Here is a 21,297-nt window from a genome sequence, read left to right on the forward strand (position 1 = left end):
GTGCTTAGGTTATCATGGTTTCACCTTTTCAGGCGCGCCGGTTCCGGCGGCATTAGGACATATTCTGACTTTTGCCCGTAAACCGTTTGATTGCTAACAACCCGCCTGAATTTAACTTTATAATCCTGATGTTAGAACCCACACACCCTTTGAATTGCCTGACTATACTCAAAGCTTTTCAGGAAACAGGTGGTTCTGTCATGAGAAAGAACCGTACGGAATAAGATGAAAACGATCGAAGTTGACGAAGAGCTCTACCGTTATATTGCCAGCCACACGCAACACATTGGTGAAAGCGCATCCGACATTCTGCGTCGTATGCTGAAGTTCACGGCCGGTCAGACTGCACCCGCTTCGCCTGCACAGCCAGCGTCAAAAGAGGCAGCGAAAGAGTCCCAGGCCTCTGTGGGTTCGCGCCCGCAGGATCGTGTCCGCGCGGTGCGTGAGCTGCTGCTCTCCGATGAATATGCGGAGCAGAAGCGGGCGGTGAATCGCTTTATGCTTATCTTGTCAACGCTCTATCGTCTTGATACCGCAGCCTTTGCTGAGGCTACTGCATCGCTGCAGGGCCGCACCCGCGTCTATTTTGCAGGTGATGAGCATACGCTGTTGCAGAATGGCACCCATACTAAGCCGAAGCATGTGCCCGGCACGCCGTACTGGGTGATCACCAACACCAATACTGGCCGTAAATGCAGCATGGTCGAACACATCATGCTCTCGATGCAGTTCCCTGCGGAACTGACCGAGAAAGTTTGCGGCACCATTTAAAACTTAAGCGTCAGGGAGCAGCGCCAATGGCCAATCACCCACGTGCCGGGCAACCCGCCCAGCAGAGCGATTTGATTAACGTTGCACAATTAACGTCACAATATTATGTCCTGCAGCCCGATGTGGCGAACCCGGAACATGCGGTGAAATTTGGCACCTCTGGTCATCGCGGCAGTGCAGGGCGTCAGAGCTTCAACGAGATGCACATTCTGGCGATCGCTCAGGCGATTGCCGAAGAGCGTAAAAAGAACGGCATCACCGGGCCTTGCTACGTCGGTAAAGACACCCATGCGCTGTCAGAGCCGGCTATCCTGTCGGTACTGGAAGTGCTGGCGGCGAACGGCGTTGATGTGATTGTGCAGCAGGACAATGGCTATACGCCGACGCCTGCAATCTCGAACGCTATTCTTGAGCACAACAAAGCGGGTGGCCCGCTGGCTGACGGCATCGTTATCACGCCATCGCACAACCCACCAGAAGATGGCGGCATCAAGTACAACCCACCTAACGGCGGACCGGCTGATACCAATGTCACCAAAGTGGTGGAAGATCGCGCCAACCAGCTGATCAAAGATGGGCTGAAAGAAGTTAAGCGTTTGCCACTGGAACAGGCGATGGCCAGCGGTCACGTGGTCGAGAAAGATTTGATCCAGCCCTATGTTGAAGGTCTGGCCGAGATTATTGACTTCCCGGCGATTCAGAAAGCGGGTCTGAAGCTGGGTGTTGATCCACTGGGCGGTTCTGGTATTGCTTACTGGCAGCGTATTGCTGAGCATTACAAGCTGGATCTGACGCTGGTCAATGACGCGGTTGATCAGACCTTCCGCTTTATGCATCTGGATAAAGATGGCGTCGTGCGCATGGACTGCTCGTCTGAAAGCGCAATGGCAGGCCTGCTGGCCTACCGTGACAAGTTCGATCTGGCGTTCGGCAACGATCCCGATTATGACCGTCACGGCATTGTGACTCCGGCAGGTCTGATGAATCCGAACCACTATCTGGCAGTCGCGATCAACTATCTGTTCCAGCATCGTCCACAGTGGGGCCAGGATGTTGCCGTGGGTAAAACCCTGGTGTCCAGCGCCATGATTGACCGTGTGGTCAACGACATTGGTCGCAAGCTGGTGGAAGTGCCGGTTGGTTTCAAATGGTTTGTTGATGGTCTGTATGACGGCAGCTTCGGTTTCGGCGGCGAAGAGAGCGCGGGCGCTTCATTCCTGCGTTTCGACGGCACGCCGTGGTCAACGGACAAAGATGGCATCATCATGTGTCTGCTGGCAGCTGAAATTACAGCTGTGACCGGTAAAAACCCGCAGCAGCACTATGATGAGCTGGCTGCACGTTTTGGCGCACCAAGCTACAACCGTCTGCAGGCATCAGCCACTTCAGCGCAGAAAGCCGCGCTGTCGAAACTGTCACCAGAGATGGTGAGCGCGGATACGCTGGCGGGTGATCCAATCACCGCTCGTCTGACTGCGGCACCAGGTAACGGCGCTTCGATTGGCGGTCTGAAAGTGATGACGGAGAATGGCTGGTTTGCTGCCCGTCCTTCAGGCACCGAAGACGCCTACAAAATCTACTGTGAAAGCTTCCTGGGCGCAGAACATCGCGAGCAGATTGAGAAAGAAGCCGTAGAGATTGTCAGCGAAGTGCTGAAAAACGCCTGATAAGTCAGGATTATAAAGAGGCGCATCGCGCGCCTCATAATGCTGATAAAGCGCGGCCTTCATCGCTGTGAGGCCGTGCAGCTCAGGAAACGCGGCCAGATCGGAAAGACGCAAAAGCCGTCATCCATGACACGCTCGGCCCACGCCATCCCTGGCGTGGGACGCTTTCCTCTTCTGGCCGTGTTCCCTGCGCTTTGAATTTATTCATTGCGGTGAAATCCATAGGATTTGGCTTTATCAACACTCTGAAGGCGCCTCTGGCGCCTTTTTCTATGGCATAAAGCGATAGCCGATCCCGGTTTCGGTCAGCAGGTGGGTCGGCTGGGTCGGATTCGCTTCCAGCTTCTGGCGCAGATGACCCATATAGATGCGCAGATAGTGGCTGTGCTCTACCGCATTGGGTCCCCAGACCTGGCTCAGCAACTGTCGCTGCGTCAGTACCTTTCCGGCATTGTTAAGCAAAATACTCAACAGACGAAACTCAATTGGGGTGAGGTGAATCTCGCTACCGCCGCGCTGCACCCGCCGTGCGGCGAAATCGACGCTGACATCGGCAAAATTAATTCTGGCGTCAGGCTGCTGACCACTATGACGGCGCAGCGCCACGCGCACGCGCGCCAGCAGTTCGCCAATACCAAAGGGTTTAGTCAGATAGTCATCGGCCCCTGCATCCAGTGCGGCGATCTTATCCTGCTCATCGCTGCGCGCCGACAGCACAATCACCGGGATGGCGCTCCACTGGCGCAGGTCACGGATAAAATCGGTGCCATCCCCATCAGGCAGGCCAAGATCGAGGATCACTAAGTCGGGCTTGCGGGTCGCCGCTTCAATGAGTCCGCGCTGTAGCGTATCGGCATCAAACACCTTCAACTCTTCATTTTCCAGCGCCAGCCGGACAAAGCGGCGGATCTCTTTTTCATCTTCAACGATCAAAACCGTGGTCACGCAATACCTGCCTTGAGAGGGGGCCGAAATGCCATTTTATCAATATTACAGGCTGCCGTCCGTGGGCTTCACCTTTTGAGTGTTTAAACCCTTGCGTAACCAGACGATAACTTATCTGTAACTTAATTACAGACGAATTCTTAAACAGTGTAAATAGCGGCAAATAAGTGGTCAGATGAGTAGTAAAGTTACATAACCTGGCGTAAAGTCAGACACAGATCACATTCGCACACTTTAACTTACCGGGAGGAGAAACCATGTATCAGGCTTATCCACGTTACAAAATTATCGCACGCCGTACGCTGGTGGTTCTTCTCGGCGTTCTGGCACTGCCTGTCATGTTGTTCCGACAGGATCGGGCTCGTTTCTATAGTTATCTGCACCGTGTCTGGTGTAAGACCAGCGCGAAGCCCGTCTGGCTGGCGCAGTCTGAAGCCGGTGGCGGTGCGTTCTGGTAATTTGCCCTGCTGCAAAACAAGCCTGGTCAACCGATCGGGCTTTTTTTTGCGGTTTTTCTGATAATAAGCGGATCGGAACCACGTTTTAACTCTTTCTTCCTGACCATTTTGCGCTACACTTAAACCTCTACAAGATTTCGGAGGTTGTACAAGTATGAGCAAAAAAATCCCCGTTGGAATCAGTGCATGCCTGCTCGGCGACCGCGTCAGATTTGATGGTGGGCATAAGCGTCTTACTTTTGCGACCGACGATCTCACCCCATTTGTCCACTTTGAACCTATCTGCCCGGAAATGGCGATTGGTCTGCCCACACCACGCCCGGCACTAAGGCTCGTAAAACAGGGCGATGATGAGCTGCATCTCTGCTTCAGTAAAGATGGCGGAGAAGAGGTCACCACACAGATGCGTGACTGGTCAGCCGGGCGGGTAAAATCGCTGCATCACCTCTGTGGCTATATCCTTTGTGCCAAATCTCCCAGCTGCGGCATGGAGCGTGTGCGGGTCTACGAGCCTGACAATAATAACAACCGCAAAGTGGGTACCGGCATTTTTGCTGAATTCCTGCAGCGTGAAATGCCCTGGCTACCGCTTGAAGAAGATGGTCGTCTGCACGATCCCGCGTTGCGTGAGAATTTTATCGGCCGCATTTGTGCACTGCATGAGTTTAATCAGATGTGGGAAAACGGCCTGACCCGTCAGGGGCTGATCGCCTTCCACAGCCGCTACAAACTGATGATGCTGGCGCACTCGCAGGAGAAATACCGTGAGCTGGGGCCGTTTGTCGCTTCGATGAGCGAGTGGGAGTCGCTGGATGCCTTTGCCTTTGAGTATCGCAATCGCATGATGGAACTGATGTCACGTCCCGCCTCACGTCGCAATCACACCAATGTGCTCATGCATGTGCAGGGCTACTTCCGTTCGCATCTGAGTTCACCGCAGCGCCAGGAGCTGGCAACCCTGATTGACCGTTATCGTCAGGGCACACAACCGCTGCTGGTGCCGATCACCATCCTCAAGCACTACATGGCGGAATACCCGCATCCGTGGCTGGCACAACAACGCTATTTCGATCCCTATCCCGAAGCCTTGTGCTTACGCTACGGACAGTAATTCAGGAGGCGTATGACCACCCATCTGGTCTGGCTGCGTAACGATTTACGCATCAACGACAACCTGGCGCTGCACGCCGCCTGCCGCGACAGTGAGGCAAAAGTGATCGCTCTTTTCCTTGCCACGCCGGAACAGTGGCAGCGGCATGACATGGCACCCAGGCAGGCGGCGTTTATCCATGCCAGTCTGTTGCAGGTGCAGAGGGCGCTGGCCGAGCGGGGCATTGAGCTTCACTATCAGGCCTGTCACGCCTTCAGTGACAGTATTGATGCATTGGTGCAGTTTTGCGCAGAGCAGCAGGTTGATCAGCTCTTCTACAATTACCAGTATGAAGTTAACGAGCGCCAGCGCGATGCCGAAGCTGAAAAGCGTCTCGATGAAGCGGGCGTAATGTGCCAGGGTTTTGATGACAGCCTGTTGCTGCCGCCCGGCAGCGTGCAGAGCGGCGATCGCTCGATGTACAAGGTCTTTACCCCATTCAGCAAAGCTTTTGTCCGCCGCTTACAGCAGGGACTGCCGGAGTGCGTGCCAGCGCCGAAACCCCGTGAAGGTGCGCCGCTGAAAACCACCCCAATTCCTGCTTTTGACTATCCGACCGAAGACTTTGATCAGGATCTTTTCCTGGCTGGCGAAGCGGCCGCGCTGAAGCGGTTACGCCATTTCGCCACTAAACCGGTTCTCGACTATCCCGCAAAGCGCGACCTTCCGGCGCTGGATGCCACCAGCCGTCTGTCGGTTTATCTGGCGACCGGCGTGCTGTCGCCCCGTCAGTGCCTGCATCGCGTGCTGCATGAACATCCCGATGCACTGGATAACAGTCGTGCATTCACCTGGCTGAACGAGCTGATCTGGCGCGAGTTCTACCGGCATCTGCTGGTGGCTTATCCGGCGTTGTGTCGGCATCAGCCGTTTATCGACTGGACGCGTAACGTGGAATGGCAGCGTAACGACGCGCATTTCGACGCCTGGAAAGCCGGTAAAACCGGCTATCCGATTGTCGATGCCGCGATGCGCCAGATGAAAGCGCTGGGCTGGATGCACAACCGTCTGCGTATGATCACCGCCAGTTTCCTGGTGAAGGATTTGCTGATTGACTGGCGTGAAGGCGAGCGCTACTTCATGCAGCAGCTGATTGATGGTGACCTGGCTGCGAACAACGGCGGCTGGCAGTGGGCGGCATCGACCGGCACAGACGCGGCTCCCTATTTCCGTATCTTCAACCCGACGACCCAGGGCGAGCGTTTCGATGAGAAGGGCGATTTTATCCGTCACTATCTGCCGGAACTGGCCGACGTCCCTGACAGTGATATTCATCAGCCTCACGTCTGGGCGGCAAAGCATCACAAGAAACTCGATTATCCGGCACCAATCGTGGATCATAAGGCAGCCCGTAAAAAGACATTAGACGCCTTTGAGCGCGCCAAAAGCGCCGCCTGAGGCCTCGAAGGAGCCTGAATGAACCATTACGAATTAGAAACGCTGATCAACCAGCAACTCGACAGCCATAGTTTCAGCGATTACGCCCCCAATGGTTTGCAGGTTGAGGGACGCAGCGAAGTCAAAAAGATTATCACCGGCGTGACGGCCTGCCAGGCACTGCTGGATGAGGCGGTAGCACGTCAGGCCGATGCGATTATCGTTCATCATGGCTATTTCTGGAAAAGTGAACCGGCCGCAATTAAAGGCATGAAGCGCCGCCGTCTGCGAGCGCTTCTGGCCAACGACATTAATCTCTATGGCTGGCATCTGCCGCTCGATGCGCATCCTGAACTGGGCAACAACGCCCAACTGGCAAAACTACTGGATATCCAGGTGCGTGGCGAAGTGATGCCGCTGGTGTTCTGGGGTGAGCTGGCTGAGCCGATCTCTGGCGAACAGCTGGCCCGCCGAATTGGTGAGCGACTGGGACGTGAACCGCTGCATTGTGGTGACGACGCGCCAGCATTGATTCGTCGCATCGCCTGGTGCAGCGGCGGCGGACAGGGCTTTATCGATCAGGCCGCCGCTGCAGGCGTCGATGCCTACATCACCGGTGAAGTCTCTGAACAGACCATTCACAGCGCACGCGAGCAGGGGCTGCATTTCTTTGCCGCAGGCCATCATGCGACCGAGCGCGGCGGCGTAAAAGCGCTGGGCGAGTGGCTGGCGCAGCACCACGATCTTGATGTGACCTTCATCGATATTCCCAATCCTGCCTGATCCCCTTCTCGGGTCCTGCGCGCCTGCGCAGGACCTAAATCTGTTGACACATCCCCGTCACTTTCGCATAACTATTTACTTTATGTAGATAATCTATCGGCTGAACCGGGCATCCGGTCAGACGCGATCTTAACCAGGCGGGAGGTAGCTGTTGCAACGAGCACGGTGTTATTTATTGGGTGAACGCGCTGTCGTGCTGGAGCTGGAACCGCCAGTCTCACTGGAGAGTCAGCAACGTATCTGGGGACTGAACCAGCGGCTGCAGTCCTATGCGGGCGTGCTGGAAGTAATTCCCGGCATGAATAACATCACGCTGATCCTTCAGGATCCCCAGCAGAGTGCGCTGGACGCGATAGAGCGGCTTCAGCGCTGGTGGGAAGAGAGTGAGGCGCAGTTGCCGGAGTCGCGTCTGGTAGAGATCCCGGTGATCTACGGCGGCGAGTCAGGCCCCGATCTGACCGTGGTGGCGGAACATGCCGCGCTGACGCCCCGTCAGGTGGTTGAGCTGCACAGCAACAGCGACTATGTGGTGTTTTTTATCGGCTTTCAGCCGGGCTTCCCCTATCTGGGCGGACTGGATCCGCGCCTTCACATTCCTCGTCGGGGTGAGCCGAGGGTCGCGGTGCCCGCCGGATCGGTCGGCATCGGCGGTAGCCAGACCGGCGTCTATCCGCTGGCCTCGCCCGGCGGCTGGCAGTTAATCGGGCAGACGCGCACCGCGCTATTCGATCCGCTGCAACAACCGCCCACGCTGCTCCGTCCCGGTGACAGGGTCCGCTTTGTGCCGCAACAGGAGGGCGTATGTTAAACATTATGCGAGCCGGACTGGCCGCAACCATTCAGGATGCGGGCCGCTACGGCTGGCGTCAGTATGGCATCAGCCCCGGCGGCGTGCTGGATCATCCCGCGATGATCACTGCCAACGTGCTGGTGGGCAATGACCCTGACACCGCGGTGCTGGAGATGGTGCTCGGCCAGTTCAAAGCGGAGTTCACCCGCGATGGCTGGTTTGCGCTGACCGGCGCAGGCTGTCATGCGGAGCTGGACGGTCAGCCCGTCTGGACGGGCTGGCGCACGCCGGTGAAACGCGGGCAGGTCCTGTCGCTGGCGATGCCGCAGCGCGGCATGCGCAGCTATCTGGCGGTGCAGGGCGGTTTTGACATCCCTGCCGTGCTCGGTTCTGCCAGCACCGACCTTAAAGCAAAATTTGGCGGATTTCAGGGGCGCGCCTTGCAGGATGGCGATCAGATCCCGCTGGGTAAACCGACCCGTCAGTTCGACCGCAAAGTCGGGGTGCGGCAACTGCTGTGGGGCAACCGCATTCGCGCATTGCCTGGCCCGGAGTATCACGAGTTCAGCCCCGAAGCGCAGCAGGCGTTCTGGCGAACGTCATGGAAACTCAGCCCACAAAGTAACCGGATGGGATACCGGCTGGAGGGACGTGAGCTTAAGCGTGAGAGCCCGCGCGAGCTGCTGTCACACGGCGTGATGCCGGGTGTGATTCAGGTGCCGCCAAACGGACAGCCCATTGTGCTGATGGCGGATGCACAGATTACCGGTGGTTATCCGCGCATCGCCTCGGTTATCGAAGCCGATCTCTATCACCTGGCACAAATCCGTCTGGGTGAGCCGATTCACTTTATTCACTGCACCTTGCCGGAAGCGATGCTCGCCCGTCAGCATCAGCAACGTGCTCTGGACCAGATGAAGTGGGGACTCAATGAACATTGATTTAAACGCAGACCTGGGTGAGGGCTGCGCCAGCGATCAGGCGTTGCTCCAACTGGTGAGTTCCGCCAACATCGCCTGTGGCTTCCACGCCGGTGATGCGCAGACCATGCTGCAGTCGGTGCGCTGGGCGCAGGCATCCGGCGTCGCCATCGGTGCGCATCCCGCCTTTCCCGATCGCGAGAACTTTGGTCGCAGCGCCATGCAGCTGCCGCCGGAAACGGTCTATGCTCAGATGATCTACCAGATTGGTGCGCTGAAAAGCCTGGCGGAAAGCGAAGGTGCGCGGCTGGTTCACGTTAAACCACACGGCATGCTCTATAACCAGGCTGCGGCTGACCCGGTGCTGGCAGACGCCATCGCCCGCGCCATCAGGGTGGTCGATAGCCAGCTGATTGTAGTAGGACTGGCTAGCAGCGAATCGATCCGTGCTGCGGCGCATTATGGCTTACGCACGCGGGAAGAGGTGTTTGCCGACCGTGGCTATCTCAGCAGCGGTGCGCTGGTGCCGCGCAGCCAGCCGGGCGCGCTGATTGAGGATGAACAGCAGGCTATTGACCAGACGCTGACGATGGTGCAGCAGGGCAAAGTTAAAAGTATCAGCGGAGAATGGGTGAAAGTGAATGCACAGACCGTCTGCTTACATGGCGACGGTGCGCACGCCCTGCAGTTTGCACAGCGGTTGCGTGATGCGTTTGCCGCTCAGCAGATTCGTGTCACCAGCGTCTGAATAACCATACTTAGCCCGGCCTATGCCGGGTTTTTCTACTCTGGGGGAATCCATGGAAAGTGCAGTGAATCTCTGGCCATTACTTGGCATTGCCGCGATTGTCGTCGGCTTCGTATTACGTTTTAATCCGGTGCTGGTGGTGATTGTCGCCGGATTTGTGACCGGTCTGGCCGCGATGATGCCGCTGGCTGACATTCTGGAAAAGCTCGGCGCAGGGTTTCTTAACACACGTAACCTGCCGCTGATTCTGCTGCTGCCGCTGGCGGTCATTGGCCTGCTGGAACGTCACGGGCTGAAGGAAAGGGCGCAGGCGTGGATTGCTCAGATTAAAACCGCCACCGCCGGACGTCTGCTCATCGTCTACCTGTTTGTGCGTGAAATCACTGCGGCGCTGGGGTTAACCAGTCTCGGCGGACATCCGCAGATGGTGCGTCCGTTGCTGGCACCGATGGCGGAAGGCGCAACGGAAAACCGCTACGGCGAGATCTCGCCTGAACTGCGCCATAAGCTGCGCGCCATGTCAGCGGCGACCGATAACGTCGGCCTGTTCTTTGGTGAGGATATCTTCGTGGCGTTTGGCGCGATTATCTTTATGCACAACTTTATGCAGGAGTCGGCCGGGATTCAGACCGAACCGCTGCACATCGCCTTATGGGGCATTCCGACCGCCGTTGCCGCATTCCTGATTCATTCCGCGCGTCTGGTACGTCTGGATCGTCAGCTGGCGCGTGAGCTGCAGCAGCTCAACAGCCAGGCGCTGAAAGCCAAAGGAGGTCAGTAATGTTCCAGCAACAATATCTGATGTGGCTTGCGGGCATTATCCTGCTGGTGGTGGCTATCCTCTCGTGGCGTGACAGCGCCAATCCGCGTCGCTTTACCACCGGGCTCTTCTGGGCCTTGTATGGCCTGGTTTTTCTGGTTGGTGACTGGACGACGCAGATGATGAGTAGCCTGATGGGTTCGGACGCTGCGGGCACCCGAATGCTGCACATCACCATCGGTGTCATTGTGGTGGTCATGGCGCTGATTGCCGGTTTAGGTGGTGTCCGGCTGGGTCGTTATCATCAGCGCAGTAATGAAGAGAAACAAGCCAGCGCACAGCGTCTGCGCAATAAGCTATTTCTGCCTGCGCTGGCGATTCCGGTCGTGACCGTGGTCGGTGTGCTGACGTTCAACAATATTCCCGGGTTGCAGGATGCGGTGTTCGGTTCCGGTAATCACGCCACGCTGGTGACACTGTTTTCAATGATGGTCGGCTGTGTGATTGGCTGGCTGGTGGCGTTAAAACTGACCCACGAAAAACCGGTACAGTCGATGCAGGAGACCCGTCGTCTGCTGGATTCGATTGGCTGGGCTTTTATCCTGCCGCAGATCCTCGCCACCCTGGGATTGCTGTTTACCACCGCGGGCGTAGGCAGCGCCATTTCGCATCTGACCGAAACCTGGCTGGCGGTGGATAACCGCTTTATTGCGGTTACCGTCTATGCCGTTGGGATGGCGTTGTTGACCATGATCATGGGTAACGCGTTTGCGGCATTTCCGATTATCACCGCAGGCGTCGGCATCCCGATTCTGGTGCTGCAGCACGGCGGAAATCCGGCGGTGATGGCGGCGATTGGTATGTTCTCCGGCTACTGCGGTACGCTGATGACGCCGATGGCGGCTAATTTCAATATTGTCCCGGCGGCGCTGCTGGAACTGCCCGATCGTAACGCGGTGATCAAGGCTCAGATTCCAACCGGTGTGCTACTGTTAATCGTTAACATTTTCCTGCTCTATTTCCTGATGTTCCTGTGAGGCTGCATGAAAACTGTCCTGATGACCGCCTTTGAACCCTTTGGCGGTGAAACGATTAACCCCTCCTGGGAAGCGGTGCGTGCGCTGGAAGGCAAGCAGATTGGTGGGGCGACGATAGTGATCCGCCAGTTGCCGGTAGTCTTCAGCGAGGTACTCCACGTGCTGAATCAGGCGCTGGAAGAGATCAAACCGGATGCGATTCTGTCGGTGGGGCAGGCGGGCGGCCGCAGCGACATCACCGTTGAACGTATCGGTATCAATGTCGATGACGCGCGCATCCCGGATAACGCCGGTCTTCAGCCGGTGGATGAACCGATTGTGGCTGGCGGTCCGGCAGCCTATTTTTCCCGTCTTCCCATCAAAGCGATTGTGGCGGCAATGCGTGAAGCGGCGATCCCCGCATCGGTCTCACAAACCGCCGGTACCTTCACCTGTAACCGGGTAATGTATGGCCTGCTGCACTGGCTTGAGCAGCAGAAGAGTCCGGCGCGCGGTGGCTTTATTCATATTCCTTACCTGCCTGAACAGGCGGCGCTGCATCCTGGTGCGCCGAGCATGGCGGTTGCGACCATTATTCAGGCGCTGGAGATTGCGGTGAAGGTGACGCTGGAGACCGGCGAAGATATTAAACAGGCTGGCGGCGCCACCCATTAAGAGGAAGAACGATGCCTGAAGGACCGGAAATTCGCCGCGTGGCGGATAAGCTTGAAGCCGCCATTGTGGGTCAGCCGTTAACGGAGGCGTGGTTCGCGTTTCCTCAGCTCAAGACTTATGAACCTTCGCTGATTGGTGAGCAGGTGCAGGCGATTGAGACGCGGGGTAAAGCGCTGCTGACTCATTTCAGCAATGGCCTGACGCTCTACAGTCATAACCAGCTTTATGGTGTCTGGCGCATTGTGAAACCCGATACCGAACTGAATACCACGCGTCAGTTGCGGGTGCGGCTGGCGACAGCGGGCAACGCGATTCTGCTTTACAGCGCCTCAGATATTGAACTGCTCAACGCAGATACACTGGCGGCGCATCCGTTTCTGACCCGTATCGGACCGGATGTTCTGAACAGCCAGCTTAACGTGGATGAAGTCAAAGAACGGCTGCTGTCACCCCGTTTCCGGCGGCGACAATTCAGTGGTCTGCTGCTGGATCAGGCTTTTCTGGCCGGGTTGGGAAACTACCTGCGCGCCGAAATTCTCTGGCTGGCGCAGCTGCTGCCGCAGCATCGGGTGCAGGATCTCAGTGAAGATCAGCTGACTGCTTTCAGCGAGGCGCTGCTGTCGGTACCGCGCCATGCTTATCGGATGCGTGGAACCATGAAAAAATATCATGAGGAAGCGGCGTTTCAGTTTGAGGTGTTTCATCGGCAGGGCAAAGAATGCCGGCGCTGTGGCACGGTGATTGAGAAGGGCACGCTTTCATCACGGCCGTTTTACTGGTGTCCGGGGTGTCAGAGATAAACAGTGAAGTCAAAAGGGTAAAATGCTCTTACGGCTGACAGAGTCAAACCCGTGTGAATCTTACAGCAATAAAATAGCTTAACGCGCAGGGAACATGGTCAGAGGAGGAAAGCGTCCCGCGCCAGGGACGGCGCGGGCCGAGCGTGTCATGGATGACGGCTTTTGCGTCTTTCCGATCTGACCATGTTCTCTGCGCAGGCGCGGTATCACAGCCAACCGCCCCCGGCTTTAAAGCAACATCAAGCGGAGAGCCGTCTCCGCTATCCACTGAACCTTACTTTTTCAGCTGTGAGCTGAATTCGCGCTCGGTATAACCGGTGTAGAGCTGACGCGGACGGGCAATCTTCATGCCTTCGTCGTGCATCTCTTTCCAGTGTGCAATCCAGCCAACAGTACGGGCCATCGCGAAGATCACCGTAAACATGGAGGATGGAATACCCATCGCTTTCAGAATAATACCGGAATAGAAGTCCACGTTTGGATAGAGTTTACGCTCGATGAAGTACGGGTCGTTCAGCGCAATGTGTTCCAGCTCCATCGCCACTTCCAGCAGATCATCCTTCATACCCAGTTCATTCAGCACTTCATGGCAGGTATCGCGCATCACGGTCGCGCGTGGATCGTAGTTTTTGTAAACGCGGTGACCAAAGCCCATCAGACGGAATGAATCATTCTTGTCTTTGGCGCGTTTAACAAATTCCGGGATGTGCTCAACGGTGCTGATCTCTTCCAGCATACGCAGAGTCGCTTCGTTGGCACCGCCGTGCGCCGGTCCCCACAGGGAGGCGATCCCGGCGGCGATACAGGCAAACGGGTTCGCGCCGCTTGAACCCGCGGTACGTACGGTAGAGGTTGAGGCGTTCTGCTCATGGTCAGCATGGAGAATCAGGATGCGGTCCATAGCGCGTTCCAGCACCGGGTTCACTTTGTACTCTTCGCACGGCGTAGCAAACATCATGTGCAGGAAGTTACCGGCATAGGAGAGGTCGTTGCGTGGATAGACAAACGGCTGTCCGATTGAATATTTGTAACACATTGCTGCCATCGTCGGCATTTTGGAAAGCAGACGGAATGCCGCGATTTCGCGGTGGCGCTCAATGTTTACATCCAGCGAATCGTGGTAAAACGCTGCCAGTGCGCCAGTAACACCGCACATTACCGCCATCGGATGAGAATCACGACGGAAACCATGGAACAAGCGGGTAATCTGCTCATGAATCATGGTGTGGCGGGTAACCGTGGTACAGAACTCATCAAACTGTTTCTGGTTTGGCGCTTCGCCATTCAGCAGGATATAGCAGACTTCCAGATAGTTAGAGTGGGTCGCCAGCTGAGAAATAGGGAAACCACGGTGCAGCAGGATACCTTCATCACCATCAATAAAGGTGATGGCAGATTCGCAGGACGCTGTAGACGTAAAACCGGGATCGAAGGTGAACAGGCCACTTGAACCCAGAGAGCGGACATCAACCACATCCTGGCCCAGCGTACCTTTCAGCACGTCCAGTTCAATAGATGTTCCATCTTGCAGGGTTAGCGTTACTTTTTTATCTGTCATTTTCGTCTCCATAGCGCCTTATGTAGGTAAGGATCTTTAGACACCTGAAACGCGTTCATGTTGCGGTTGGCAAAACTACACAGTATCACTCTGCGGGGGTAAAGCGGTGCAGGGTACAGAGTGAGCGGCGCGTTCCCAGCGGGAACCGGTGAGCCATGGACATGCTGCATATCGCGGTTGTTAAAGATCCGGTCAGGACATAACTTCTTGGTAACCAATAACCTGATGCTTTTTAAAGCTCATTATCGCAATGTTACATAACTTGCGCTTAGGGGAAAGTGTATCCCCATAACTTTTGTGCATCATAGGCATTTATAGGCTTAGTTTGTAACTGAATTGTTGAACTATTGTCAAATCAGATAATTAAAATTGTATCAATTGTGAAAATCGTGAGTAGGATCACTGTTCCACCTAAAATATACCAAAGAGTTTGTAGGGGAATTGTAATCAGAATGTGATCCTCCTATACTCCAGGCAGGTCTCCGGAACACCCTGACACCAGGAGCCACCCAGCGTTTACTACCGCGTCAATTAACACTGGATGTTGCTTTATTGGTGACGGTTAAAGTCTGCCACGCGTTGTGATTAGACTCCGCCTCAGGTCCGGAGGAAGCAAAATAAAAAAGAGCTGTGTGGGCAAAACCGTGAAAAAACAAAGACCTGTCAACTTGGATCTCTCGACGATCCGGTTTCCCGTTACTGCAATATCGTCCATTCTTCACCGCGTCTCCGGCGTAATCACATTGGTTGCCATTGGCATCCTGCTGTGGCTACTCGGTCTCTCTCTCTCTTCTCCTGAAGGTTTCCAGCATGCTGCGTCCATCATGGATGGCTTCTTCGCGAAGTTCATTATGTGGGGCATTTTAACGGCGCTGGCCTATCACGCGGTGAGCGGGATTCGTCATATGTTGATGGATTTTGGTTATCTGGCCGAAACGCTGGAAGTTGGTAAGCGTTCCGCTCATATGACTTTTGTGATCACTGTCGTGCTGGCAATTCTGGCGGGAGTCCTCGTATGGTAAGCAATGCATCCGCGTTGGGTCGCAACGGCATTCAGGACTGGCTGCTGCTGCGTGCAACGGCAATCCTCATTACGCTTTACATCGTCTACATCCTCGGTTTCGTAGTGATGACAGACACGCTGACCTATGACCTGTGGCGTGGCTTTTTCGCGTCCGCATTCACCAAAGTATTCACACTGCTGACGCTGTTCTCCATTCTGGTCCACGGCTGGATCGGTATGTGGCAGGTGTTAACAGACTACGTCAAATCGCTGCCGGTTCGCTTGCTGTTGCAGTTTGTGATTGTCGTGGCGCTGTTGTGGTATGCGATTTATGGCTTTGTTGTGGTGTGGGGTGTGTAAATGAGTTTGCCAATCAGAGAGTTCGATGCCGTGGTAATCGGCGCAGGTGGCGCAGGAATGCGGGCCGCACTGCAAATCTCCCAGGGCGGCCAGACCTGCGCGCTGTTATCTAAAGTTTTCCCGACCCGTTCCCACACAGTATCTGCGCAGGGCGGTATTACCGTTGCGCTGGGTAATACCCATGAAGATAACTGGGAATGGCATATGTACGACACCGTCAAAGGTTCCGATTACATCGGTGACCAGGACGCGATTGAATATATGTGCAAAACCGGTCCCGAAGCGATTCTGGAGCTGGAGCACATGGGCCTGCCTTTCTCGCGTCTGGAAGATGGTCGGGTTTATCAGCGTCCGTTTGGTGGCCAGTCGAAGAATTTCGGTGGCGAGCAGGCGGCACGTACTGCAGCTGCAGCTGACCGTACCGGTCATGCGTTGCTGCACACGCTTTATCAGCAGAACCTGAAAAACAAAACCACCATCTTCTCTGAGTGGTATGCACTGGATCTGGTGAAAAACGCCGATGGCGCAGTGGTGGGTTGTACCGCTATCTGCATCGAAACCGGCGAAACCGTTTATTTCAAAGCGAAAGCGACCATTCTGGCTACCGGCGGCGCGGGCCGCATCTACCAGTCCACCACCAATGCGCATATCAACACCGGCGACGGCGTAGGTATGGCACTGCGTGCGGGCGTGCCGGTGCAGGATATGGAGATGTGGCAGTTCCACCCAACCGGTATCGCCGGTGCGGGCGTGCTGGTCACCGAGGGCTGCCGTGGTGAAGGCGGCTATCTGCTGAACAAACATGGCGAACGCTTCATGGAGCGTTATGCGCCGAACGCCAAAGATCTGGCGGGCCGCGACGTGGTTGCGCGCTCAATGATGATTGAAATCCGTGAAGGTCGCGGCTGTGACGGCCCGTGGGGTCCACATCTGAAGCTGAAACTGGATCACCTGGGTAAAGAGGTGCTTGAATCACGTCTGCCAGGCATTCTTGAGCTGTCTCGCACCTTTGCTCACGCCGATCCAATTAAAGAGCCCATCCCGGTCATCCCGACCTGTCACTATATGATGGGCGGTATTCCGACCAAAGTGACCGGTCAGGCACTGCGCGTCAATGAGCAGGGCGAAGATGTGGTGATTCCTGGCCTGTTCGCCGTCGGCGAAATTGCCTGTGTATCGGTCCATGGTGCCAACCGTCTGGGCGGTAACTCACTGCTCGATCTGGTGGTCTTTGGCCGTGCAGCCGGTCTGCATCTGCTGGAAAGCATTAAGGAGCAGGGCGACCTGCGCGATGCTTCTGAAGATGAGATCGCTGTGGCGATGGCGCGCTTCAACCGCTGGGAAAACAACACTACCGGTGAAGATCCGGTTGAGATTCGTAAAGCGCTGCAACGCTGCATGCAGAACAACTTCTCTGTATTCCGCGAAGGCGAAGCGATGGCACAGGGTCTGGAAGAGCTGAAAGAGATTCGCCAGCGCCTGAAGTCAGCGCGTCTGGATGACCGCTCACCGGATTTCAATACCCAGCGTATTGAGTGCCTGGAGCTGGATAACCTGATGGAGACGGCCTTTGCCACGGCGGTAGCGGCTAACTATCGCACCGAGAGCCGCGGTGCGCACAGTCGCTTCGACTTCCCGGATCGTGATGATGAAAACTGGCTGTGCCATAGTCTTTATGTCCCGGAAACCGAAAGCATGACTCGCCGTGAGGTGAACATGCAGCCGAAACTGCGCGCGGCCTTCCCGCCGAAAGTGCGTACCTACTAATTTCGGAGACGATCATGAGACTCGAGTTTTCAATTTATCGCTACAATCCGGACGTCGATGACAAACCGCGCATGCAGGATTACACCCTGGAGTCGGAAGACGGTCGCGACATGATGCTGCTGGACGCGCTGATTCGCCTGAAAGAGAAAGATCCCACTCTGGCGTTTCGTCGCTCCTGCCGTGAAGGCGTGTGTGGCTCTGATGGCCTCAACATGAACGGTAAAAACGGACTGGCCTGCATTACGCCAGTCTCGGCACTGGGCAACGGCAAACAGAAAATCGTTATCCGTCCATTGCCTGGTTTACCGGTGGTGCGTGACCTGGTAGTAGACATGAGCCAGTTTTATGCACAATATGAGAAAATTAAGCCTTTCCTGTTGAATAATGGGGAAAATCCGCCAGCGCGTGAACATCTGCAGATGCCGGAAGAACGTGAACACCTGGATGGCCTGTACGAGTGTATTCTCTGTGCCTGCTGTTCAACCTCATGCCCATCATTCTGGTGGAACCCTGAGAAGTTCATCGGTCCTGCTGGCCTGCTGGCGGCATACCGCTTCCTGATTGACAGCCGCGACACCGAAACCGAAGCGCGTCTCGACAATCTGAATGATGCTTTCAGCGTATTCCGCTGCCATAGCATCATGAACTGTGTGAGCGTCTGTCCGAAAGGGCTGAATCCGACGCGCGCCATCGGCCATATCAAGTCGATGCTGCTGCAACGCGGCGCATAAGCAGTCTCCGCCGGGAACCTCAGGTTCCCGGTGTTTTACGGAAGCCTTTGTAAGCGCGGTGATGACCACGTTTACAAAGGTTCCCTTACGGGCCACGCGCGCTGCGCAAAGTGCTCGTATCGCTGAACTCACTACGGCAAACCGCGAAAGCGGCAACAAATGAAACCTCAAAAAAGCATAGCAATGCTTAAGGGATCACAATGCAGAACAGCGCGATGAAGCCCTGGCTGGACTCTTCCTGGCTGGCCGGCGCGAATCAGTCTTACATAGAGCAGCTCTATGAGGATTTCCTGACCGATCCTGACTCTGTCGATGCAGTGTGGCGCTCGATGTTCCAGCAGTTACCGGGCACCGGAATGAAACCTGAGCAGTTTCACTCCACCACACGTGAGTACTTCCGTCGCCTGGCGAAAGATGCATCTCGTTACACCTCATCTGTCTCCGATCCGGAAACCAACTCCAAGCAAGTAAAAGTGTTGCAGCTGATTAACGCGTTTCGCTTCCGCGGCCATCAGCATGCCAATCTTGATCCGCTCGGCCTGTGGAAACAGGACCGCGTTACCGATCTCGACCCGGCTTTTCACGATCTGACCGAGGCCGATTTTCAGGAAAGCTTTAACGTAGGTTCCTTTGCCATTGGTAAAGAGACCATGAAGCTGGCCGAACTGTTCGAGGCGCTGACTCAGACTTACTGCGGCTCGATTGGCGCAGAATATATGCACATCAACAACACCGATGAAAAACGCTGGATTCAGCAGCGTCTTGAGTCGGTCGCGGGCCGTGCAGCGTTCAGCAACGAAGAGAAAAAAGGTTTCCTGAAAGAGCTGACTGCGGCAGAAGGGCTGGAAAAATATCTCGGAGCGAAATTCCCGGGAGCCAAACGCTTCTCGCTGGAAGGCGGTGATGCGCTGGTGCCAATGCTGCGCGAAATGATCCGTCACGCCGGTAAGAGCGGTACCCGTGAAGTCGTTCTGGGTATGGCGCACCGTGGTCGTCTCAACGTGCTGATCAACGTGCTGGGTAAAAAGCCACAGGATCTGTTCGACGAGTTCGCCGGTAAGCACAAAGAGCATCTGGGCACCGGTGACGTGAAGTACCACATGGGCTTCTCCTCTGACGTGGAAACCGAAGGCGGCCTGGTTCATCTGGCGCTGGCGTTTAACCCGTCACACCTGGAGATCGTCAGCCCGGTGGTCATGGGTTCTGTGCGTGCCCGTCTGGATCGTCTGGATGAGCCAGCCAGCAATAAAGTCTTACCGATCACCATTCATGGTGATGCGGCCGTGATTGGCCAGGGCGTGGTTCAGGAAACCCTGAACATGTCTCAGGCGCGCGGTTATGAAGTGGGCGGTACCGTTCGCATCGTCATCAACAACCAGGTTGGCTTTACGACTTCCAACCCGAAAGATGCGCGTTCTACTCCTTACTGCACCGACATCGGCAAAATGGTGCTGGCACCGATTTTCCACGTCAATGCAGATGACCCGGAAGCGGTTGCCTTTGTGACCCGTCTGGCGCTCGATTATCGCAACACCTTTAAACGTGATGTGTTTATCGATCTGGTCTGCTATCGCCGTCATGGTCACAACGAGGCGGATGAGCCAAGTGCGACCCAGCCGCTGATGTACCAGAAAATCAAAAAACACCCGACACCGCGTAAAATCTACGCTGACCGTCTGGAAGGTGAAGCCGTTGCCACGCAGGAAGATGCGACCGAAATGGTCAATCTCTATCGTGACGCGCTGGATGCGGGTGAGTGTGTGGTGCCGGAATGGCGTCCAATGAGTCTGCACTCCTTTACCTGGTCCCCTTACCTGAATCATGAGTGGGACGAGCCTTACCCGGCTCAGGTCGACATGAAACGTCTGAAGGAACTGGCACTGCGTATCAGCCAGATACCTGAAGAGGTCGAAGTGCAGTCGCGTGTTGCCAAGATTTATAACGACCGTCGCCTGATGGCTGAAGGTGAGAAAGCCTTTGACTGGGGCGGCGCGGAAAACCTGGCGTACGCTACGCTGGTTGATGAAGGTATTCCGGTTCGCCTGTCGGGTGAAGATACCGGTCGCGGTACCTTCTTCCACCGCCACGCGGTCGTGCATAACCAGGCGAACGGCTCAACCTATACCCCTCTGCATCATGTGCACAGCGGTCAGGGCCAGTTCAAAGTCTGGGACTCCGTGCTGTCAGAAGAGGCGGTACTGGCCTTTGAATATGGCTACGCCACTGCGGAGCCGCGCATCCTGACTATCTGGGAAGCGCAGTTTGGTGACTTCGCCAACGGTGCACAGGTTGTTATCGACCAGTTCATCAGCTCCGGCGAGCAGAAGTGGGGCCGTATGTGTGGTCTGGTCATGCTGCTGCCGCACGGTTATGAAGGTCAGGGCCCAGAGCACTCCTCTGCGCGTCTGGAGCGTTATCTGCAACTCTGCGCTGAGCAGAACATGCAGGTCTGCGTACCGTCTACACCTGCACAGGTTTACCATATGCTGCGTCGTCAGGCGCTGCGCGGTATGCGCCGTCCGCTGATTGTGATGTCGCCGAAATCACTGTTGCGTCATCCGCTGGCGATCTCCACGCTGGATGAACTGGCTAACGGCAGCTTCCAGCCTGCCATTGGCGAAGTTGACGATCTGGATCCGCAGGGCGTGAAACGCGTCGTGCTGTGTTCCGGTAAAGTTTATTACGACCTGCTTGAGCAGCGTCGTAAAAATGAGCAGACCGATGTGGCTATCGTGCGCATCGAGCAGCTCTATCCGTTCCCGCATCAAGCGGTTCAGGAAGCATTAAAAGCGTATTCTCACGTACAGGATTTTGTCTGGTGTCAGGAAGAGCCGCTGAATCAGGGCGCCTGGTACTGCAGCCAGCATCATTTCCGTGAAGTTGTGCCGTTTGGTGCAACCTTGCGTTATGCAGGCCGCCCGGCCTCCGCCTCTCCGGCCGTGGGTTACATGTCCGTACACCAACAACAGCAGCAAGACCTGGTTAATGACGCGCTGAACGTTAATTAATTAAAAGGAA

20 protein-coding genes are annotated in these 21,297 nt (G+C 55.8%); 18 read left to right on the forward strand and 2 right to left on the reverse strand.

The window, feature by feature from the left end; all coding sequences use genetic code 11:
* Positions 1-225 precede the first annotated feature (225 nt).
* Both seqA and pgm read left to right on the forward strand, forming a co-directional pair.
* Positions 226-771, forward strand: coding sequence for a replication initiation negative regulator SeqA (gene seqA, locus AC2LB6_RS14395; RefSeq protein WP_008925010.1), 546 nt, complete (start codon positions 226-228; stop codon positions 769-771).
* A gap of 26 nt (positions 772-797) precedes the next feature.
* Complete coding sequence (pgm, locus tag AC2LB6_RS14400; RefSeq protein WP_008925011.1) at positions 798-2,438, forward strand: phosphoglucomutase (alpha-D-glucose-1,6-bisphosphate-dependent); 1,641 nt, start codon at positions 798-800, stop codon at positions 2,436-2,438.
* A gap of 270 nt (positions 2,439-2,708) precedes the next feature.
* Here the strand turns inward: pgm and kdpE are convergent, their stop codons facing one another.
* Positions 2,709-3,383 carry a two-component system response regulator KdpE gene (kdpE, locus tag AC2LB6_RS14405; protein ID WP_090962988.1) on the reverse strand — a complete coding sequence of 225 codons (675 nt, stop codon included), beginning with the start codon at positions 3,381-3,383 and terminating at the stop codon, positions 2,709-2,711.
* A gap of 257 nt (positions 3,384-3,640) precedes the next feature.
* Between kdpE and AC2LB6_RS14410 the strand changes: the two genes are divergently transcribed.
* The 11 genes from AC2LB6_RS14410 (at position 3,641) to nei (ending at position 12,860) form a co-directional block, all read left to right on the forward strand.
* Positions 3,641-3,841, forward strand: a complete 201-nt coding sequence (locus AC2LB6_RS14410; RefSeq protein WP_090962986.1) for a DUF2517 family protein — start codon at positions 3,641-3,643, stop codon at positions 3,839-3,841.
* A 154-nt stretch (positions 3,842-3,995) separates the two neighbouring features.
* Positions 3,996-4,952, forward strand: a complete 957-nt coding sequence (locus AC2LB6_RS14415; protein WP_490094029.1) for a YbgA family protein — start codon at positions 3,996-3,998, stop codon at positions 4,950-4,952.
* Between the two features lie 12 nt (positions 4,953-4,964).
* Positions 4,965-6,389: a deoxyribodipyrimidine photo-lyase gene (gene phrB, locus AC2LB6_RS14420; protein ID WP_490094030.1), complete on the forward strand. Its 1,425-nt coding sequence runs from the start codon at positions 4,965-4,967 to the stop codon at positions 6,387-6,389.
* Between the two features lie 18 nt (positions 6,390-6,407).
* Positions 6,408-7,151, forward strand: a complete 744-nt coding sequence (locus tag AC2LB6_RS14425; protein WP_490094031.1) for a type 2 GTP cyclohydrolase I — start codon at positions 6,408-6,410, stop codon at positions 7,149-7,151.
* A 151-nt stretch (positions 7,152-7,302) separates the two neighbouring features.
* On the forward strand, positions 7,303-7,959 hold the full coding sequence (gene pxpB / locus AC2LB6_RS14430) for a 5-oxoprolinase subunit PxpB (RefSeq protein WP_490094032.1): 657 nt from the start codon (positions 7,303-7,305) through the stop codon (positions 7,957-7,959).
* Positions 7,953-8,882 (forward strand): 5-oxoprolinase subunit PxpC, encoded by a 930-nt coding sequence (pxpC, locus tag AC2LB6_RS14435; RefSeq protein WP_490094033.1) that lies wholly within the window; start codon positions 7,953-7,955, stop codon positions 8,880-8,882. Before pxpB ends, pxpC begins: the two co-directional genes overlap by 7 nt.
* Positions 8,872-9,609 carry a 5-oxoprolinase subunit PxpA gene (gene pxpA / locus AC2LB6_RS14440; RefSeq protein ID WP_490094034.1) on the forward strand — a complete coding sequence of 246 codons (738 nt, stop codon included), beginning with the start codon at positions 8,872-8,874 and terminating at the stop codon, positions 9,607-9,609. Before pxpC ends, pxpA begins: the two co-directional genes overlap by 11 nt.
* Positions 9,610-9,661: 52 nt before the next feature.
* On the forward strand, positions 9,662-10,390 hold the full coding sequence (locus AC2LB6_RS14445) for a DUF969 domain-containing protein (RefSeq protein ID WP_090962971.1): 729 nt from the start codon (positions 9,662-9,664) through the stop codon (positions 10,388-10,390).
* Positions 10,390-11,406 (forward strand): DUF979 domain-containing protein, encoded by a 1,017-nt coding sequence (locus AC2LB6_RS14450; RefSeq protein WP_490094035.1) that lies wholly within the window; start codon positions 10,390-10,392, stop codon positions 11,404-11,406. The genes AC2LB6_RS14445 and AC2LB6_RS14450 overlap by 1 nt, the downstream gene beginning before the upstream one ends.
* 6 nt (positions 11,407-11,412) lie before the next feature.
* The gene (gene pcp / locus AC2LB6_RS14455; RefSeq protein WP_490094036.1) at positions 11,413-12,060 is read left to right on the forward strand and encodes a pyroglutamyl-peptidase I; all 648 of its coding nucleotides are present in this window, start codon (positions 11,413-11,415) and stop codon (positions 12,058-12,060) included.
* 11 nt (positions 12,061-12,071) lie between these two features.
* Entirely contained in the window at positions 12,072-12,860 is a 789-nt protein-coding gene (gene nei / locus AC2LB6_RS14460; protein ID WP_490094037.1) for an endonuclease VIII, read from the forward strand.
* 274 nt (positions 12,861-13,134) lie between these two features.
* Here nei and AC2LB6_RS14465 read toward each other — a convergent pair whose 3' ends face one another.
* The gene (locus tag AC2LB6_RS14465) at positions 13,135-14,418 is read right to left on the reverse strand and encodes a citrate synthase (RefSeq protein WP_490094038.1); all 1,284 of its coding nucleotides are present in this window, start codon (positions 14,416-14,418) and stop codon (positions 13,135-13,137) included.
* Between the two features lie 632 nt (positions 14,419-15,050).
* On the opposite strand from AC2LB6_RS14465, the gene sdhC reads away from it, so the two are divergent.
* The 5 genes from sdhC (at position 15,051) to sucA (ending at position 21,287) form a co-directional block, all read left to right on the forward strand.
* On the forward strand, positions 15,051-15,440 hold the full coding sequence (gene sdhC, locus AC2LB6_RS14470; protein ID WP_033782341.1) for a succinate dehydrogenase cytochrome b556 subunit: 390 nt from the start codon (positions 15,051-15,053) through the stop codon (positions 15,438-15,440).
* The gene (gene sdhD / locus AC2LB6_RS14475) at positions 15,434-15,781 is read left to right on the forward strand and encodes a succinate dehydrogenase membrane anchor subunit (RefSeq protein ID WP_008925023.1); all 348 of its coding nucleotides are present in this window, start codon (positions 15,434-15,436) and stop codon (positions 15,779-15,781) included. Before sdhC ends, sdhD begins: the two co-directional genes overlap by 7 nt.
* On the forward strand, positions 15,782-17,548 hold the full coding sequence (gene sdhA / locus AC2LB6_RS14480; RefSeq protein WP_090962960.1) for a succinate dehydrogenase flavoprotein subunit: 1,767 nt from the start codon (positions 15,782-15,784) through the stop codon (positions 17,546-17,548).
* 14 nt (positions 17,549-17,562) lie between these two features.
* Positions 17,563-18,279, forward strand: a complete 717-nt coding sequence (locus tag AC2LB6_RS14485) for a succinate dehydrogenase iron-sulfur subunit (RefSeq protein ID WP_179896495.1) — start codon at positions 17,563-17,565, stop codon at positions 18,277-18,279.
* A gap of 200 nt (positions 18,280-18,479) precedes the next feature.
* Positions 18,480-21,287 carry a 2-oxoglutarate dehydrogenase E1 component gene (gene sucA / locus AC2LB6_RS14490; protein WP_490094039.1) on the forward strand — a complete coding sequence of 936 codons (2,808 nt, stop codon included), beginning with the start codon at positions 18,480-18,482 and terminating at the stop codon, positions 21,285-21,287.
* Positions 21,288-21,297: the final 10 nt, after the last annotated feature.

The organism is Pantoea sp. RCC30.1 (assembly GCF_058148845.1).

What these genes read in the sequence shown, in the direction of transcription:
- sdhA (WP_090962960.1), top strand. Translation starts at nt 15,782, where the DNA reads ATGAGTTTGCCAATCAGAGAGTTCGATGCCGTGGTAATCGGCGCAGGT.
- AC2LB6_RS14485 (WP_179896495.1), top strand. Translation starts at nt 17,563, where the DNA reads ATGAGACTCGAGTTTTCAATTTATCGCTACAATCCGGACGTCGATGAC.
- AC2LB6_RS14465 (WP_490094038.1), bottom strand. Translation starts at nt 14,418, where the DNA reads ATGACAGATAAAAAAGTAACGCTAACCCTGCAAGATGGAACATCTATT.
- phrB (WP_490094030.1), top strand. Translation starts at nt 4,965, where the DNA reads ATGACCACCCATCTGGTCTGGCTGCGTAACGATTTACGCATCAACGAC.
- pxpA (WP_490094034.1), top strand. Translation starts at nt 8,872, where the DNA reads ATGAACATTGATTTAAACGCAGACCTGGGTGAGGGCTGCGCCAGCGAT.
- AC2LB6_RS14445 (WP_090962971.1), top strand. Translation starts at nt 9,662, where the DNA reads ATGGAAAGTGCAGTGAATCTCTGGCCATTACTTGGCATTGCCGCGATT.
- AC2LB6_RS14450 (WP_490094035.1), top strand. Translation starts at nt 10,390, where the DNA reads ATGTTCCAGCAACAATATCTGATGTGGCTTGCGGGCATTATCCTGCTG.
- AC2LB6_RS14425 (WP_490094031.1), top strand. Translation starts at nt 6,408, where the DNA reads ATGAACCATTACGAATTAGAAACGCTGATCAACCAGCAACTCGACAGC.
- pgm (WP_008925011.1), top strand. Translation starts at nt 798, where the DNA reads ATGGCCAATCACCCACGTGCCGGGCAACCCGCCCAGCAGAGCGATTTG.
- nei (WP_490094037.1), top strand. Translation starts at nt 12,072, where the DNA reads ATGCCTGAAGGACCGGAAATTCGCCGCGTGGCGGATAAGCTTGAAGCC.
- pxpC (WP_490094033.1), top strand. Translation starts at nt 7,953, where the DNA reads ATGTTAAACATTATGCGAGCCGGACTGGCCGCAACCATTCAGGATGCG.
- pcp (WP_490094036.1), top strand. Translation starts at nt 11,413, where the DNA reads ATGAAAACTGTCCTGATGACCGCCTTTGAACCCTTTGGCGGTGAAACG.
- AC2LB6_RS14415 (WP_490094029.1), top strand. Translation starts at nt 3,996, where the DNA reads ATGAGCAAAAAAATCCCCGTTGGAATCAGTGCATGCCTGCTCGGCGAC.
- AC2LB6_RS14410 (WP_090962986.1), top strand. Translation starts at nt 3,641, where the DNA reads ATGTATCAGGCTTATCCACGTTACAAAATTATCGCACGCCGTACGCTG.
- sdhD (WP_008925023.1), top strand. Translation starts at nt 15,434, where the DNA reads ATGGTAAGCAATGCATCCGCGTTGGGTCGCAACGGCATTCAGGACTGG.
- seqA (WP_008925010.1), top strand. Translation starts at nt 226, where the DNA reads ATGAAAACGATCGAAGTTGACGAAGAGCTCTACCGTTATATTGCCAGC.
- sucA (WP_490094039.1), top strand. Translation starts at nt 18,480, where the DNA reads ATGCAGAACAGCGCGATGAAGCCCTGGCTGGACTCTTCCTGGCTGGCC.